Origin of the sequence: Acinetobacter uliginosus, from assembly GCF_044130295.1 — a bacterium.
Classification (GTDB): Bacteria; Pseudomonadota; Gammaproteobacteria; order Pseudomonadales; family Moraxellaceae; genus Acinetobacter.
Genome location: NZ_JBIQOC010000016.1, coordinates 27,604 through 43,515 on the forward strand (window position 1 = coordinate 27,604; position 15,912 = coordinate 43,515).

The window sequence follows — 15,912 nt, forward strand, 5'->3', positions numbered from 1 at the left end:
CAATAAGTCATAACGCAGGCACAGGGAACACTGTTTCGATGGGCATATATATATTAAAAAGACTGCTGCTGATTATTCCAACGCTGTTTTTCATTTTGTTGATTAACTTTGTGGTGATCCAGATTGCGCCGGGTGGACCGGTTGAGCAAGCCATTCAACAGGCAGAAGCTTTTCAGGGCCTGGGTGCAACGGGTGGCGAAACTGCTGCTGCAAAAAATAATTATCAGGGAGCAAAAGGTTTAAGTGCAGAAATGGTGGAAAAGATTAAAGCCCAATACGGCTTTGATCAGCCTGCGCACATCCGCTTCTGGGACATGCTGAAAAGTTATGCCAGCTTCGATTTCGGCAGCAGTTTTTTTAAAGACAAGCCGGTGACGCAATTGTTGTGGGAAAAAATGCCTGTGTCCCTGTCTTTGGGTTTATGGAGCACTTTGCTGATTTATCTGGTGTCTATTCCCTTAGGCATTAAAAAAGCCCGTCAGCATGGCATGCTGTTTGATAAATCTACTTCGCTGTTACTGGCGATTGGTTATGCCGTGCCTGCCTTTGTATTTGCGGTGTTACTGATTGTGTTCTTTGCCGGTGGTTCCTATTTTCAGTGGTTCCCGCTGCAAGGTTTGGTATCGGAAAATTTTCACAGTCTAAGCTGGCTGGGCAAAATCAAAGACTATTTCTGGCATATGACCTTGCCTTTACTGGCGATGGTGATTGGCGGTTTTGCTGGGTTGACCTATCTGACCAAATATTCCTTTATGGAAGAATTAAACAAGCAGTATGTACTGGCAGCGCGCTCTAAAGGCCTGACAGAATCACGGGTACTCTATGGTCATGTTTTTCGTAATGCCATGCTTATAGTGATTGCCGGTTTGCCTGAAGCGCTGATCGGGATTTTCTTTGTTGGCAACCTGTTTATTGAAATTATCTTCAATCTGGATGGTTTGGGGCTGCTGGGCTTTGAAGCCATCCAGCAGCGTGATTATCCGGTTATTTTCGGAACCCTGTTCTTATTTACCTTGCTGGGTCTGATTCTGCGATTAATCAGTGATGTGCTGTATCAGGTGATTGACCCGCGGATTAATTTTGATTCGCGAGGTGCTGAATAATGTCCCCGTTAATGCAAGCACGCCTGAAACGCTTTCAGGAAAATAAACTCGGTTTTGGCTGCTTAATCCTTTTTGCCGTGATTTTTGTGTTGTCGCTGGCTTCTGAATTGATCGCCAACGATAAACCGCTGTTGGTAAGCTATAAACATTCACTGTATGTGCCGGTGTTCAAGTCTTATCCGGAAACGACTTTTGGCGGGGTGTTTGAAACTGAAGCTGATTATAAAGACCCGGTCGTGCAGCAATTGATTGATGAAAAAGGCTGGGCGATCTGGCCACTGATTCAATATTCCTATCAAACACCCAATTTGGAACTGGCAGTACCGGTGCCATCTGCACCGACCTCGCAAAACTGGTTAGGTACCGATGATCAGGGACGTGATGTATTGGCCCGTATTCTATATGGTTTGAGGGTTTCACTGCTATTTGGTTTTGCACTCACAATTGCATCAGCGCTTTTAGGTATTGCTGTAGGTGCGATTCAGGGCTATTACGGTGGCTGGGTCGATTTATTGGGACAGCGTATCCTGGAGGTATGGGGCGGTTTGCCGATGCTATTCATGGTGATGATTCTGGTCAGCATGTTTACTCCAAACGTCTACTGGCTGTTTCTGATCATGCTGTTATTTGGCTGGACCACTTTGGTCGGTCTGGTACGTGCGGAATTTTTAAAGGCGCGTCATCTGGACTACGTCCGTGCCGCACGTAGTCTGGGCGTCACAGACCGAACCATTATGCTGCGCCACATCTTGCCCAATGCCATGAGTTCCAGCCTGTCACAGCTCCCTTTTATGCTCACAGCCAACATCACTGCACTGACGGCATTGGACTTTTTAGGCTACGGTTTACCACCGGATGCAGCCTCTTTAGGCGAGCTGTTGTTGCAGGGTAAATCCAACCTGAATTCACCATGGCTGGCACTATCCGGCTTCTTTACTCTGGCCATTGTCCTATCTTTACTGATTTATATTGGGGAGGCGACACGTGATGCATTCGATCCAAGACGCCAATAATCCGCAAGCCTTGTTAAGCGTGCAGCATTTAAATATCCGGCAAGCAGAGCATGTGCTGGTAGCTGACCTGAATTTTCAGTTGCATGCCGGTGAAACCGTTGCACTGGTCGGTGAAAGTGGTTCGGGTAAGTCGATTAGCAGTTTGGCTTTACTCGGACTGTTACCCAGTACTTTGAAGATTCAAGGTCAGGCCTTATTGGGACAGCAAAATCTACTGGCACTGAAAACTGAACAGTTACGACAAATTCGTGGCCAGAAAATTGCCATGATTTTTCAGGAACCGATGACGGCTTTAAATCCCTTGCACAGGGTGGAAAAAATTATTGGTGAAACCTTATTGCTGCAAGGCTGGTCCAAACAAAAGGCCAAAGCACGAATTATTGAATTATTAAAAGATGTCGGCATTCCCGACCCTGAAGAGAAATTGCGCCGTTATCCGCATGAGCTTTCTGGCGGACAGCGGCAGCGCGTGATGATTGCCATGGCACTGGCCTTAGATCCGGACATTCTGATTGCCGATGAGCCGACCACAGCACTGGATGTTACCTTGCAAGCACAGATTTTAAAACTGCTTAAATCTTTGCAGCAAAGCCGAAATATGGCGATGATTCTGATCAGCCATGATCTTAATCTGGTACGTCGCTATGCCGATCAGGTCATTGTAATGAACAAAGGTGTAGTAGAAGAACAGGGCAGCGTAGCGGAAATATTTCAATATCCGAAACAGGCCTATACCCGAGATTTACTGAATCATGATTTTGGTGAGGCGCTACACATTCCAGAAGCTGAAAATTTATTGACCTTAAAGCAGGTTGCGGTGAAGTTCCCGATCAAGCAGGGATTACTCAACTGGGTCAAAGACTATTTTATTGCGGTCGAGCCTTTGGACTTACAATTAGCCCAAGGTGAATCGATTGGTATTGTCGGTGAAAGCGGTTCAGGTAAAAGTTCACTGGCTTTGGCTATTAGCCGTTTGATCAAAAGTGACGGTGAAATTGTGCTGCTCGGTACCGATTTAAACCAATGCAATGAAAAACAGTTACGGCCTTTACGTGCCGAATTTCAGATGGTGTTTCAAGACCCGTTTAGCAGTTTGAATCCGCGTTTGAATGTCGAGCAAACCATTGGTGAAGGCTTGGGCTTAAAAAAACTTTCTGCTACAGACATATCTCAGCGGATTGATGAAGCACTGGAAAAAGTAGAATTGCCGATCAGCTTTAGAACTCGTTATCCACATGAGCTGTCAGGTGGACAACGTCAGCGTGTCGCCTTGGCACGCGCTTTGGTGTTGAATCCTAAACTGCTGATACTGGATGAACCGACCTCGGCGCTGGACCGTACCACACAACGCGCCATCGTGAAATTGCTCAGACGCTTGCAGCAGGAACATCAGATCAGTTATCTGTTTATCAGCCATGACCTGCAAGTGGTTAAAGCCCTGTGTCAGAAAGTGCTGGTGTTACGCCGTGCACAGGTGATGGAATTTCAAGACACTGAACAGTTGTTTTTAAATCCGCAAACTGAATATACCCGTCAATTAATCGAAGCAAGTCAGTATGTTTAAAACTACTGACAAGTCATATTGTCAAATAGCCTATTGACGAATTGTATATTCAGGTTAGAGTTTCACTCTATATAAATACAAATAAGTCAGGATTGAGAGATGAGCCACCTTGCTGAAGCCATTACCATTCGAAATATCACTTTTAAAAACAGAATAATCAAAGCTGCAATGAGTGAGGCTCTGGCAAATGATGCTGGTCAGCCGAGCCAGTTGCATTTTAATCTTTATGAAACCTGGGCCAAAGGTGGCTTGGGCTGTGCCATTACAGGAAATGTGATGGTAGATTTCCGTGCCAAAAATGAACCGGGCGTGGTAGTGATTGAATCGGAACGTGATTTGGCCAAGCTACAGCAATGGGCAGCGCTCGGCAAGAAATATGGCATGGTGCAACTGGTGCAATTATCCCATCCCGGCCGCCAGTGTCCTAAAGGTCTAAACAGGGAAACTGTAGCACCTTCGGCTGTGCCTTTTTCTCCTGCACTGGCAACTACCTTTGGCACACCACGTGAATTACGTGAAGATGAGATTATCGATATTATCCAGCGTTTTGCCATTTCTGCACAAATCTGCGAAAAAGCTGGCTTTGAAGGCATACAGTTGCATGGTGCGCATGGTTATCTGATCAGCCAGTTTTTATCGCCATTGACCAACAAGCGTCAGGATCAATGGGGTGGTTCGATTGAAAACCGGATGCGCTTCCTGTTGGAAATTTATAAGGCTGTCCGTGCTGCAACCTCGGATCAATTTATCATTTCCGTGAAACTGAACTCGGCTGATTTCCAGCGTGGCGGCATTACCGAAGATGAAGTGGTTGCGGTCTTTAAAGCCATAGATGCTGCTGGAATCGATCTGATCGAGATTTCTGGTGGAACTTATGAAGCTCCGGCTATGGCGGGCGCGAAAGAAGACAAGCGCAAAGCCAGCAGTATTGCCCGCGAAGCCTATTTCCTCGATTTTGCCGAGAAAATTCGCAAAGAAGTGAAATGCCATTTAATGGTGACTGGCGGTTTTCGTACCGTAGCGGGTATGAATGCGGCACTGGATAGTAGGGCCTGTGATTTTATTGGTATTGCCCGCCCATTGGCAGTGGAAACCGATTTAACCGATCGACTGATTGCAGGGCAGGATGTACGTTATGCGGTGGATAAAATCAAAACCGGCATTCCTATAGTCGATAAAATGGCGATTATGGAAATTATCTGGTATGCCGCACAGTTTAAGGATATTGCCCAAGGTAAATGTCCCAATCCGAAACTGTCACCGCTGAAAGTTTTTTTGAAATATGCCAAAAACAATATTACCGCCATTATTAAAGGGCAGATTAATTCACGTCGTAGTGCTTAAGGCTACCATGCTTTAGACCAGTAAGACTGAAACTGCACAGCAACAGCAGACCATCGTTCTTTTTTTCCGTGTACATTGAAAGGCAGGTCTGCTCTATTTTTATAATTTCTTTAGATGTACAGCAAAGATCAAGCAATATTGAAATTCAATCCATTTAAAAACAAAAAAGCCTGATTCATGACGATCAGGCTTTTTGCTGAGATATTACTCTCTCGAATATGGCGACCCTACGGGGATTCGAACCCCGGTTACCGCCGTGAAAGGGCGACGTTCCACTGGCGTTTTTTTAAGCATGTTTTTTGTAAAGTTATGTTAACGTGGGTAGGAATTTTAAAACGTGGTGTAAATTTTCAGGCGCTAAATGTGAGTATCTTTGTGTTATTCGAATATCCGAATGACCCAACAGCGTTGAGACATGATAGAGGGGAACGCCTTGTTTCACGAGAAAGCTAGCAAATGTATGTCGCAGATCGTGAATCCTAACAGCACCTAACTCAGACCTTTTTACTGCAATCTCAAATCCTCTCCTAAAACTCTTTATATGTGTATCTGTATTTTTGTTATAAAAAACATAATGTTTATGTTGTTTCAATCTATATAAAGCAGCAATAGAAACTGTATTTAATGGCTTATAGACTGTTTTCTTATTTTTGCTAAGTGAATTGCGAACAATAAAATAGCGATCATGCAGAAATACGTTGTTCCAGGTGAGTGTTGTTAATTCAGAAGCACGGCAACCTGTATTTAAAGCCAGAACAACAAAATCATGTAGCATTTGATTATTATGTTTTAATGTTGCAGTTAGTAACTGGTGACATTCGACAGCAGTTAAATAACGCGGAATAAAGTCATCTTCAAATAGTTTAAAGCGATTAAATACATTCTTAAAATTCGCTGACTGGTTGTATTTCAAATAGTAGTTAAATGCAGACTTAATGACGTTCATTTCTCGATTGATCGTACTGTTTTTCACACCCGAAAGCTGTCTATAAATGCAATAGTCCGTCAGGACATCTATCGTGATTTCATCATATTGATAAAACCATTCGATATATTTTATTTTGTCTTCATAGCTATGTTTTGATTGAAATAAACCGTTCTTAGAATAGAAGTCTAGTATTTCTTTTACATTCATTTTTTAACCCATAGTAAAAAGTCGCTTCGCTCGGTTAATCTCTCATAGAACAGAGGAGAGTAGGTAATCAGGGAGGGGAATAGGCGGATACTTTGATTCGTGGGCAAGACTGCCCACTCTAGCCCCGCAGACGCGGGGTGACATGCGAGAGAACAGGGGCGCACTCTATGACATATCGATATATTCGCTTTGTTAGCGAATATATGGAAAATCAGAGATTTTCCGAACCGAGTATTTTGATGCAAAAAAACCATTCATCATAAAAAACTTGACAAAACACTGCTGGCACATGTTTTGCTTATGATGTATTTTTGATCATGTAACGACATTACTTGTCGCTTGTGATTCGAAAAAATAGAAAGAACTAGGAATAACTGTTCATATTAAGCCATCTTCTCGGGCTTCTTCTATCTTAGCCATCTGTTCAGTATTTTGTTGATTATTGTTCTGATTATTGAGCGAATTATTGACTTGAGCATTATTAATTCCTTGTTGTTGTGATGCTTTGGCATAATTGAAAGGACGGTAACCTAACAGCCATTTTCTGCAATCATCTTGGGATACATTAGACATATAATTGCCCTGCTGATCTATAGCCATGAGCCGACCGTTTGAAAGCGTCATAACGCCAGACATTCTTGGGAAGTCTTGCGGTTGTATTTGTGGTTTATATTCGAAGTCGTAGGGCTTATTAGGATCATAGACAACAGCCTGAAAAACTTGGCCGTCTGGTAAAACAGAAGCTTGTTGTTTGGTGAGTTGGTCAAACCAAGAAACACATTCGGGCAAGTTAATGTTGATTGCCTTTCTACATTCAATATCAGGATTGAAGTTTTCTTTATATTCAGCTAAAACCTGTTCAGTTGTTTGGCCCTGTTTTGCTTTTAACATTACATATTCAGGTTGTTCTATTGGCTTTTCTTGTACTGTTTGATCTTTAAGAAATAAACCAAAAAAACCAGTTTCAGAAGCTTTAGAGAATCCAAAGGCAAAAATTAGGATAGGTATTGCAAAAAATAGCATGTATAAAAGCGGTACACGTTTTTGTATGTTATGAACGTTTGACGATACATAATATTTATATAGGTTTTTTGGGTAGCGAAAACGCTTTACAGATAGAGCCTGTTTTCTTGTAGCATTTGCAAAATAAGTCTGTACCTCTGCAAATTCATAAATCATAGCAACATCTAAGCCCCATAATCGACGCATAACATAATGCACAGAACAGGCAGCACGCACATGCTCATTTAAAAGTTTTGGGTTTTGAGTAATTAGATAAATATCAAAGCCAAAGTGTCCATGTAGCGTTAGCGAGTATCCAATATCTAAGATTTGTTCTTTTCGTTTTTTTTCTGCGTCAGTTCGTGCTGGGGGTAGCAAATCTTTTGCAGAGAAAGCAGGATGTTCATGTGCTTCATCATAGAAGACAATAGAACCATCGGGCAGATCGCGCCAGTCGAAAGGATTTTCAACTGTTGAATGAATAGGAAGCACACCTGGGTAATTCATGCCGATGATGTTGGTATATATGCGCCTGTTTGGATGCTTTCGGGATAATTGGTCTATTAAAGACATGCAATATAAGCTTTTGCCTGTTCTTGGTGGTGCGGAAATAAGTGTTTGCATATTAGCTTAGGATTCGCACAACTTGCGGTCGTCGTCGTCGTAACTCCTCCTCCTCCCTTAGTTATGCTTTGCCTAAAGCCAGTTTTGATGACTTAATGAATGCAGCTGTACCGATTGCAGACATGATCACAGACAAAGCTTGTGGGATTTTTAAAATGCCCATAATGCCCATAATATCCGCTGGTACATTGTTATATAGTCCGAGCATTGCATTTTGAGCTTGCATCACTAGATCATTAATAAAGGTATAAGAAATAAAAGCTAAGCCAGCACCTAAAAGGAGCTTGGCAACCAATGACGAAGCAAATGCAGCAAGAATCGTTATAAGTAACTGTGGCATTATGATTTACTCGTGATAATGTAAGCACCGTACAAGTACGAAGCTATAAGAATTAAAGTACCGAAAATCGCTAATTTGTCGCACCACATAGCGAAGCTGAAAGACTTGGAAAAAGTTTTTCCAGTAAACAATTGGAATGAAAGAGTGCGATCCGCAGGACAAGCAGCAGAACCGCCGAAGATGTTTGTATTTAAATCTTGTGGAGTTAGAGCCTTTTCAGGTACAGCATCATTTCCAAATGGATTATCACCGCCAGTACCGTTAGAACCATCCTCGCCACCAGTGAGCCAGTCTTTTATATCGGAAAGCAAAGAATTATTTTCATCAAGTTTGGCATTGGTTTCTGTTAAGTCTGTGCCATCGACAGTCCCACCCTCAGAACCTCCGTCCTGATCAATCTTGCCTAAAATGGCATCCAATTTATTTGATAAAACAGAAGTCATATTTTTAATGACGTTTTCCAATCTATCTAAATTAATAATGGTATTAGTTGTTGTATTAGTGGTTGTATTCGTCGTTGTATTAGTAATATTGGTGTTATTTTCAGTTGAACTGGTAGAAGTGCTAGTACTTGTAGATGTACTAGTACTTTCACTGTTAGCTGTATTTTGGGTTGGTGGACCATTAGGATCAGCAGGATCAGGAGTTGCAGGATCAGGTGTTGGATTATTAGGGTCAGGTGTTTTAGGTGGTGGTGTTGTACCACAATCTAGTCCAGTTGAAATAGCGGTGCAAGTCATGCCAGGTTCCATATCAACATCAACACAAGCACGCAAACGATATTGACAACCTTGAACACAAACATAAGATTTAGAATTAACGGGAACTTTTAAATCTTTTTGTGTAGCGGAGGGACAAGATTGTTCAACAAGCGTAACACTAAATGAAGAAAGATAAGGTGAATCAGGTGAAGAAGAATAATAACAAACAGCAGCAGTAGCAGGACCATTAACCTCAACATCTACAAAATACTTGCCTAGTGAAGCTGTACCGTATCGACACGCATGCTCTGCTGTTGAAGCTAAGGAAGAAGAATAAGGATTAGACCAAAACATGGCTGCATTAGTGTAAATAGGAAAAATTAGAATAAAAAAAATTAAATATTTAAACACTTTGATAAAACCCCCAAATATTTAATTTCTTATTTCAAGAGACGATAAAAAGCCAAGAAAAGAACAGCTAAGATAATCCAGTTAAGATCAGATTCTGTCATTTTCTTGGCTCCAAAAATTAACGACCGAAGAAGCCGATAACTTTTTTTGCACCGTAAATTACTACAACGATGCCTAAAGCCCATAAAGCTCCAGTTTCAATGTTTGCTTCTGCATCTGCACCAGCTAAAGCGGTTGACACATCAAGAGCATTGGCATTGCTAGAGATAAGAGCAGTTGAAGCAACAGCACCTAAACCATAGGTTGCAATGTTTTTACGGTTGATTACCGCTAAGCGGTTTTGAGTTGTCTTTTTCATGACATTTCTCCATTAAAAAAAGCGCATTATTTTTTTTACTACAAAGACCAGCGCGAAAATCCCTATAGCCCACTGGAGGATCACATCACGATCAGCTCCAGTTAATTCAGGCAGAAAGCTAGCTTCCTGCCATTCCGTACAAACTTGTGCAGTACCTGCCGTTGGTGGTGTTAAGGATTTGCACTCGTATGACATTTTTTAAATCCTATTTAAGACCGTAAGGTCTGCAACATCCCAACAGTCACCGCACGTTTGTACTCAGTCATGTATTCACGCATGAACTCATTCGAGTTTTCGAGCAACGCAATAATCTCTGGTGACAGTGGAATGTCCTGTGTGTATTTGCCAAATGCGAACCCTTTAGCCCAAGCTGCATATAACACTTTTTCTAGTTCAGGATCCGCCATTGGTAATGTCCTTATTTAGATGCAGGAGCTAAAGGCGTAACATTGTGAACAACTTGTGTTAGGCGTGAACCTGTCGTAACAACTTCAAATTCAATTTTGGCCTTAATTGGAAAATCCAAATCCTGAAGCTTTTTACAGTTGTCAGAAGAACCCCATTTGTATTGAACCGTTTCGGCACCAAAGCCGACACCTTCAGCAAAATCAGTCATCACTGAAATTTTTGTAAAATTGTGGTTAGTACCATCAATAGTGCTATTGAAAGCTTTAACGCCAGTGATCACACATTCATTAGTAAATCTCATTTTAGTTTTCCTTAAATAGCCTAAGTAATAGAACCTTGTCCCTAAGCAGGCATAGCAGAGGGGGGCATTGAATTCGAGTAATCCAGATAAAACGGTTCGAGCCGTTTTGGATATTCATCAACTTCATGAGTCAAAATGTCCAAAACAATGCTGTCGTCTTGATAAAAATCACGTATTGCTGCAATGTATTTGCCGAATTGATGTTGTGTAATGCTTATCGCTTTATCCCAAACAATTTTTGCTGTCTTTTTAATGACTTCCAGCTTCACAGGTTGCTGTGAATAATCAAGGGCATGAAAGCAGGGATAGGCAGCTACAAAGTGCTGGGAAGCATTGAGCATGGCATCGAGTGGGATGTAGCAATTCTTGGCTTTATATTCGACCTCAGCACGCATCCATTTCGAATCTGTTTGTCCGAGTTGTTTACCCTTTTCATAGATACGTGCGTATTTTGAAGATTTACGTGTGCCCACGTAGGCAGTTGATCCTGAACCGTCAGGCGTCCAGTAATCACCAATAATGTTAAATTTAGGTGGGCGACCACCTGATTTATAACCGCCTAAATCGAATTGTTCTTTAGCCCAATGGATTGAGATGTTGTCAGATTCAAAGTCATCATGGGCCAAGTCTATACGTGTGATTTTAGGGCGGTGAGCAAATAATCTTAGCCAAGCATGTAGATCATCTTCCCAGCCGTAATTGCCTAAAGTACAGCCCAAGCCATTGATCATGACTAGGATTGTGTCATTTTGACCGCCTACACAGATATGTCCGCAGCCATTTTCCAGTTTGTAGGTTTCTTCATAGTAGTTAATGCCTTTAGGCATTTTTGACTCTATGCCAAAGCCGAAAATATCTTTTAGGACTTTGCCCATAGCGTAGGCATAGTCTGAATTGGTAAACAAGGTATCTATTGGAAAACCGCATTGGTTTTCTATTGTGTTGTAAACCTTGAGTTTTTCCCGCTTTACGTTGTCAAATGTGGTTTTATGGATTGAAAAATTAATCCAGTCAGTAACCGCTATTTGTCCAGATGCAGGGCGACGTATAAGTTGATGAACCGCTTCACCTTTTTCATTAATCACCATGACCGTATCGAGCAGGGGATAGTCTCTATAGCCATCATGGAGTACGTTTAGAACCTGTTTTATTTCTGCATTGAATTGAGCCGTTAGATTTTGCTTTTGGTCCTCGTCCCCATCTTCGCCCTCTATTGTTTCGGAAACGATGTTTTCGATTTGGGACTTTCTGATCTGGCTTAGGAGTTGGTTTGCTATCGCTAACTTTTCCCCCGTATTACTAAGGGGGTTAGGCATCACCTCATCAAATAGCTTTCCCCACAGTGGGAATGTGGATAAAGGTTGATTCGTGTTCTTAAATAGTGGAAATGCCGTGTTAAGTGTCGGTAATCCGTGGTTGCTGTGAATGCTATTTGTTGACATGGTTCAGCCCCCGTATTGCTGACATTCTTTATTGTGATCATCAAGATCATCAATAAAAGCTGTAATTGATGTTGTTTCTAATTCTTGTAGAACAATTTCTTCAATGGTGCACAAGACTGCCAAGATGTCATCGCATGAGTTGCCATCCATGATGTAGCATTTCCCCTTGTTGTATAGGAAACTGGCTATTTGCTCGTAGCATTTGATTTCTTGTTCAGTCATAACTTAGCCCCACTGTTCAGCCATTGCTAACGCAATGCCTGGAAATGTACGAGAACGATCTTTCCAACGATCAATGCCAGGAGAAGCGAGATGAACTTTTGACCAAGACTTATATTCAGGATCACCCTTTTCTGGTGGAACCAACTTGTTTGTTGGAATCAATTCAGGTAATCCAATTAGCTCGAATCCAGTAGCCTTGAAAGCAGCATCACCGAACCAGTGAGGCTGTACTATTTGGCGAATGCCAGGATTAATACGCTCAATTGCGTAACAATGCATAATTGGATTTTCAATGGCTTTCTTAGGAATTGGAGCATCACGCAATAACTTATAAAAATCAGCAGCGCTATCAAGATCAGCCCACATTTGTTGTTTTGTCTTTCCTGAGGGTGGGACATGAAGCCAACGAACACCAGAATTTGTAAGTCTTGTACAAGGCGGAAAGGCAATCATTAAATCCCAATCTTGATACAAGAGATCACGCACATCGCCTTGGTAATGGTTGCCATCTATTTCAGTGGGAAGAAGATCACAACTCAGGACATCATGACCAAGTTTTGCAAATGATTCGCGAACACGTCCTGAATATTCACATGCAACTAAAACTTTCATGACTTAGCCCTCAAACCGCTAAACGATCAAGAACAGATTGCATAACGTTTCGCTTATGCTCAAATAGAACATGACGCAAATAAACGTCAGTGCGAGGAGTCATATAAATATCTGTTTCATTTGTATTTTTAATGATGAAACAGGAGAGACGATCAGAACGCTTCATCAACAATGAGACAGTCGGGCTTTTTTCCAAAGCCTTAAACATTTTTTCTAGTTCTTCTCTATTCATCTCATGCCCCTTGTTTACATTTCTTCCTTACAACTCTTCGACATTTGAGAAGTTTTTGTGTAAAAAAAACTTCTATAATCTCGAAATGAAAAGTATTCGATAATTGCGAAAAATGCAAGGGGGCGAAAAATGCTCAAAGACTTAATAGAATTGTGCAAAGTGAAGTTTAGAAGCTATAACAATTTAGCGAAAAAACTGGGTGTTTCACCATCATATATATCAGAATGGAAGTCGGGTGTACGTAATCCGACACCTGCACAGATAGTGCAAATGGCTGAATTTATTGGATATGAGCCAGTACAAGTATTATTTTATGTTATGGAAGAGATCGACAGCAAAAATGCCGACCTCTGGAAGAAATGGCGTCCCTACGGGGATTCGAACCCCGGTTACCGCCGTGAAAGGGCGATGTCCTAGGCCTCTAGACGATAGGGTCATCTAAGTATTGGCGTCCCTACGGGGATTCGAACCCCGGTTACCGCCGTGAAAGGGCGATGTCCTAGGCCTCTAGACGATAGGGACGTTTCAGAGGTGGGCGTATAATAGGGTGGATAGGACACCCTGTCAAACCTTTTTCTGGGATAATGTTTAAAAATAGACTCAACTGAATAAAAATAAAACAAATGTATGAAATATGTTTTGAAAATCACTATTTTTCTGCGCTTAAACCCCCAATGATGCTGTTGACCACCGCTGGATGCTGTAAGTAACCGCTAATACTGTGAGGATTATAAAAAGATGTAGTAATCGCCTGGTTAATGATGGGTGGCTGAAAATTGAAAGGTGCTTCTGATAAAGGAAAAGCAGTCAAAAAATCATCGGGTGAATAAAAATTAAACCAGTCACCCTGCAGTTGGGGTGGTCTGGAAATAGGGGTGACGAGTTTTTCCTGAATGACTCTAAAAGCCAGGGGAGAGCCTAAGGTAATAAAGCGCTGTATTCTAAAATGCGGATATTGATGCAGCAGGTTGTAGGTAATGACCGAACCGAGGGAATGCGCCACCATAATATGATCTAGCTCGGGATGAAGATAAGACATGATCCGGTGATGGACTTCATGCATGAAATCCGGGTTAGATAAATATAAATAGGTTTCAATCAGGAATTTATGGATAAAGGTTTCATGCAGCTTGGGATAATGATTCAGAAATAGTGCCAGTTCCTTAAATGCATGATCTCTGGTGAGTGCGCTCATGAGGGCTAATCGCTGTGTGAATGACTTGGCGCATTCGGCGTTTACACTCGGTAATCTACTCGCACAGGGATGCTGTTCCGGGACAAGGGTAGTGTTATGCCTTAAATGAAAGGGAAGATGCAAATGCGGAATAGACTTGGGTAAAAAAGTCTCCAGATCGAGGTTGTTATATAAATGATGTTTGCTGAGCAAATCTCCATAAAAGGGGAAGCGTATTTCCAGGGCATTAAGATCAATATTTTGCTGAGAATTACGCAAACCGGTCTGAAAAGCAGATAGCCAACGCTGTTTTAATGAGGGTTGATCATAATTTTGTTGATTCATGCCGTGAATAAAAATGATTTTCATACATGGTCAGAGCTTTTATCAAAGGGATTATCTTGATTGAGCTTAAAAAAAAGAGCGGTACTTGACCACTCCTTTTCTGTGTTAGTTTTGCTTTCGATAGAAAACATAATAACTGAGATAACAACCCGCAATAAATAGCAGGCAGCCAATAAAGCCGGCCAGCATTTCCGGATCTGCTGCCATACTGATACAGGTAATAAAACAGAACACAAAACCTAGAATCGGTACAATCGGGAACAGCGGTGCGGCAAAGCCCAGCTCTTCCACGCTATGGCCGGCCTTATACCACTGGCGACGGAAATTAAACTGGCTTAAGCAAATGCTCATCCAGACCACCACCATGGTAAATGCAGCCACACCCAGCAGGTTCTTGAAGATGGTTTCCGGTGCAAACTGCTCTGACAGTAATCCCGGAATTGCACCAAACATGGTGACAATAATCGCCACAAAAGGAATGCCACGATGGTTCACTTTGGAGAACACGGCAGGTAGCTGTTTTTTGTCAGATAAAGACCACATCATGCGGGAAGCGGCATATAAACCCGAGTTGGCTGCCGATAATAGCGCGGTGATAATCACAAAGCGGATGATATCTTCCGCGTGTGGAATACCGATATAAGTAAATACTGTGACAAACGGACTGCTACTGACGCCTTCAGCACCTAAGCCTGCCATCTGATGCGGCAACAGTGCGCTAATCACCACAATGGTACCGACAAAGAAAATCAGCAGTCGCCAGATTGCGGCATTAATCGCTTTGGGTACGTTCTTAGCCGGGTCCTGGGTTTCACCTGCGGCAACGCCAATCAGTTCGGTGCCAGAGAAAGCGAAGTTGACAATCAGCATGGTGGCGAAAATTGGAAATAAGCCTTGAGGAAACCAGCCCTGAGCCGTAAGGTTGCTAAATAAAGGCGCAGAAGTGTTCCCCTGAAACGAAAGCACGCCAAAAATTGCCAACAAGCCGAGAATAATAAAGCTAATCACGGTCACGACTTTGACCAGGGAAAGCCAGAATTCAGATTCTGCAAACAGTTTGGTTGAACTCATATTGAGCCCAAACACAATGGCTGCAAAAACGATGGTCCAGATCCAGACTGAAATTTGCGGAAACCATTCCTGCATCAGCAAGGCTGCGGCGGTAAATTCGGTTCCCAGGGTGGCAGTCCAGGTCAGCCAGTACAACCAGGTAATCATATAACCGGTACCTGGACCAATATATCTGCGTGCATAGGTACCAAAAGAACCTGATTCGGGCATGTGCACCGCAAGTTCGCCCAGACAAAGCATGACTGCATAAGCGATTAAACCGCCTAATACATAGGAGATGATGGCACCTACAGGCCCCGTTTGTGCAATGACTTCACCCGAACCTAAAAATAACCCCGTGCCGATTGCGCCGCCTAGCGAAATCATGACCAGGTGTCGAGTACTCATAGCGCGTTTTAAAGGCGCAGAATTGCCCTGATGCATAGCATCATTCGGAGTATGAGATGACTGCATAAGAGAAAAAGAAAAAGAAAAATGAAGCGAACTATTGTAGTGAAAAACTACGAATCT

At 42.3% G+C, this 15,912-nt stretch carries 18 protein-coding genes, 2 tRNA genes and 1 pseudogene; 5 read left to right on the forward strand and 16 right to left on the reverse strand.

Annotation, left to right across the window (positions count from 1 at the left end):
• Nucleotides 1-38 precede the first annotated feature (38 nt).
• From ACE01T_RS05160 to ACE01T_RS05175, 4 genes are all read left to right on the forward strand, one after another.
• Nucleotides 39-1,103, forward strand: a complete 1,065-nt coding sequence (locus ACE01T_RS05160; RefSeq protein WP_180042732.1) for a microcin C ABC transporter permease YejB — start codon at nucleotides 39-41, stop codon at nucleotides 1,101-1,103.
• Nucleotides 1,103-2,116, forward strand: a complete 1,014-nt coding sequence (locus ACE01T_RS05165) for an ABC transporter permease (protein WP_180042731.1) — start codon at nucleotides 1,103-1,105, stop codon at nucleotides 2,114-2,116. Before ACE01T_RS05160 ends, ACE01T_RS05165 begins: the two co-directional genes overlap by 1 nt.
• Complete coding sequence (locus ACE01T_RS05170) at nucleotides 2,091-3,680, forward strand: ABC transporter ATP-binding protein (protein ID WP_395518870.1); 1,590 nt, start codon at nucleotides 2,091-2,093, stop codon at nucleotides 3,678-3,680. The genes ACE01T_RS05165 and ACE01T_RS05170 overlap by 26 nt, the downstream gene beginning before the upstream one ends.
• A 99-nt stretch (nucleotides 3,681-3,779) precedes the next feature.
• Complete coding sequence (locus tag ACE01T_RS05175) at nucleotides 3,780-5,024, forward strand: NADH:flavin oxidoreductase/NADH oxidase family protein (protein ID WP_395518853.1); 1,245 nt, start codon at nucleotides 3,780-3,782, stop codon at nucleotides 5,022-5,024.
• Between the two features lie 307 nt (nucleotides 5,025-5,331).
• Here the strand turns inward: ACE01T_RS05175 and ACE01T_RS05180 are convergent, their stop codons facing one another.
• The 12 genes from ACE01T_RS05180 to ACE01T_RS05235 all read right to left on the reverse strand — a co-directional run bounded on the left by ACE01T_RS05180 (nucleotide 5,332) and on the right by ACE01T_RS05235 (nucleotide 12,812).
• Nucleotides 5,332-6,159, reverse strand: a complete 828-nt coding sequence (locus ACE01T_RS05180) for a tyrosine-type recombinase/integrase (RefSeq protein ID WP_395518854.1) — start codon at nucleotides 6,157-6,159, stop codon at nucleotides 5,332-5,334.
• 378 nt (nucleotides 6,160-6,537) lie between these two features.
• The gene (locus tag ACE01T_RS05185) at nucleotides 6,538-7,734 is read right to left on the reverse strand and encodes a zonular occludens toxin domain-containing protein (RefSeq protein ID WP_395518855.1); all 1,197 of its coding nucleotides are present in this window, start codon (nucleotides 7,732-7,734) and stop codon (nucleotides 6,538-6,540) included.
• Between the two features lie 112 nt (nucleotides 7,735-7,846).
• Nucleotides 7,847-8,125: a DUF2523 domain-containing protein gene (locus ACE01T_RS05190; protein WP_395518856.1), complete on the reverse strand. Its 279-nt coding sequence runs from the start codon at nucleotides 8,123-8,125 to the stop codon at nucleotides 7,847-7,849.
• Complete coding sequence (locus ACE01T_RS05195) at nucleotides 8,125-9,237, reverse strand: virulence factor TspB C-terminal domain-related protein (protein ID WP_395518857.1); 1,113 nt, start codon at nucleotides 9,235-9,237, stop codon at nucleotides 8,125-8,127. The genes ACE01T_RS05190 and ACE01T_RS05195 overlap by 1 nt, the downstream gene beginning before the upstream one ends.
• A gap of 118 nt (nucleotides 9,238-9,355) precedes the next feature.
• Nucleotides 9,356-9,595, reverse strand: coding sequence for a hypothetical protein (locus ACE01T_RS05200; protein WP_395518858.1), 240 nt, complete (start codon nucleotides 9,593-9,595; stop codon nucleotides 9,356-9,358).
• 12 nt (nucleotides 9,596-9,607) lie between these two features.
• Nucleotides 9,608-9,790 carry a hypothetical protein gene (locus ACE01T_RS05205; protein WP_395518859.1) on the reverse strand — a complete coding sequence of 61 codons (183 nt, stop codon included), beginning with the start codon at nucleotides 9,788-9,790 and terminating at the stop codon, nucleotides 9,608-9,610.
• A 14-nt stretch (nucleotides 9,791-9,804) separates the two neighbouring features.
• Nucleotides 9,805-10,002, reverse strand: coding sequence for a hypothetical protein (locus ACE01T_RS05210; protein ID WP_395518860.1), 198 nt, complete (start codon nucleotides 10,000-10,002; stop codon nucleotides 9,805-9,807).
• Between the two features lie 11 nt (nucleotides 10,003-10,013).
• Complete coding sequence (locus ACE01T_RS05215; RefSeq protein WP_395518861.1) at nucleotides 10,014-10,304, reverse strand: hypothetical protein; 291 nt, start codon at nucleotides 10,302-10,304, stop codon at nucleotides 10,014-10,016.
• A gap of 41 nt (nucleotides 10,305-10,345) precedes the next feature.
• The gene (locus ACE01T_RS05220; protein ID WP_395518862.1) at nucleotides 10,346-11,620 is read right to left on the reverse strand and encodes a replication initiation factor domain-containing protein; all 1,275 of its coding nucleotides are present in this window, start codon (nucleotides 11,618-11,620) and stop codon (nucleotides 10,346-10,348) included.
• 129 nt (nucleotides 11,621-11,749) lie between these two features.
• Entirely contained in the window at nucleotides 11,750-11,968 is a 219-nt protein-coding gene (locus tag ACE01T_RS05225; RefSeq protein ID WP_395518863.1) for a hypothetical protein, read from the reverse strand.
• Between the two features lie 3 nt (nucleotides 11,969-11,971).
• A complete protein-coding gene (locus ACE01T_RS05230; RefSeq protein WP_125272317.1) occupies nucleotides 11,972-12,580 on the reverse strand; it encodes a hypothetical protein in 609 nt (202 codons plus the stop codon).
• Between the two features lie 10 nt (nucleotides 12,581-12,590).
• On the reverse strand, nucleotides 12,591-12,812 hold the full coding sequence (locus tag ACE01T_RS05235) for a hypothetical protein (RefSeq protein WP_395518864.1): 222 nt from the start codon (nucleotides 12,810-12,812) through the stop codon (nucleotides 12,591-12,593).
• 129 nt (nucleotides 12,813-12,941) lie between these two features.
• Between ACE01T_RS05235 and ACE01T_RS05240 the strand changes: the two are divergent.
• Nucleotides 12,942-13,097 (forward strand): annotated as a pseudogene (locus ACE01T_RS05240) (helix-turn-helix domain-containing protein); the annotation flags it as partial.
• A 75-nt stretch (nucleotides 13,098-13,172) separates the two neighbouring features.
• Here the strand turns inward: ACE01T_RS05240 and ACE01T_RS05245 are convergent.
• The 4 genes from ACE01T_RS05245 to ACE01T_RS05260 form a co-directional block, all read right to left on the reverse strand.
• A tRNA-Glu gene (locus ACE01T_RS05245) sits at nucleotides 13,173-13,248 on the reverse strand.
• 10 nt (nucleotides 13,249-13,258) lie between these two features.
• Nucleotides 13,259-13,334 (reverse strand) — tRNA-Glu (locus tag ACE01T_RS05250).
• Between the two features lie 127 nt (nucleotides 13,335-13,461).
• Nucleotides 13,462-14,355 carry an alpha/beta fold hydrolase domain-containing protein gene (locus ACE01T_RS05255; RefSeq protein ID WP_180042729.1) on the reverse strand — a complete coding sequence of 298 codons (894 nt, stop codon included), beginning with the start codon at nucleotides 14,353-14,355 and terminating at the stop codon, nucleotides 13,462-13,464.
• A gap of 81 nt (nucleotides 14,356-14,436) precedes the next feature.
• On the reverse strand, nucleotides 14,437-15,855 hold the full coding sequence (locus ACE01T_RS05260) for an amino acid permease (RefSeq protein ID WP_092819914.1): 1,419 nt from the start codon (nucleotides 15,853-15,855) through the stop codon (nucleotides 14,437-14,439).
• Nucleotides 15,856-15,912: the final 57 nt, after the last annotated feature.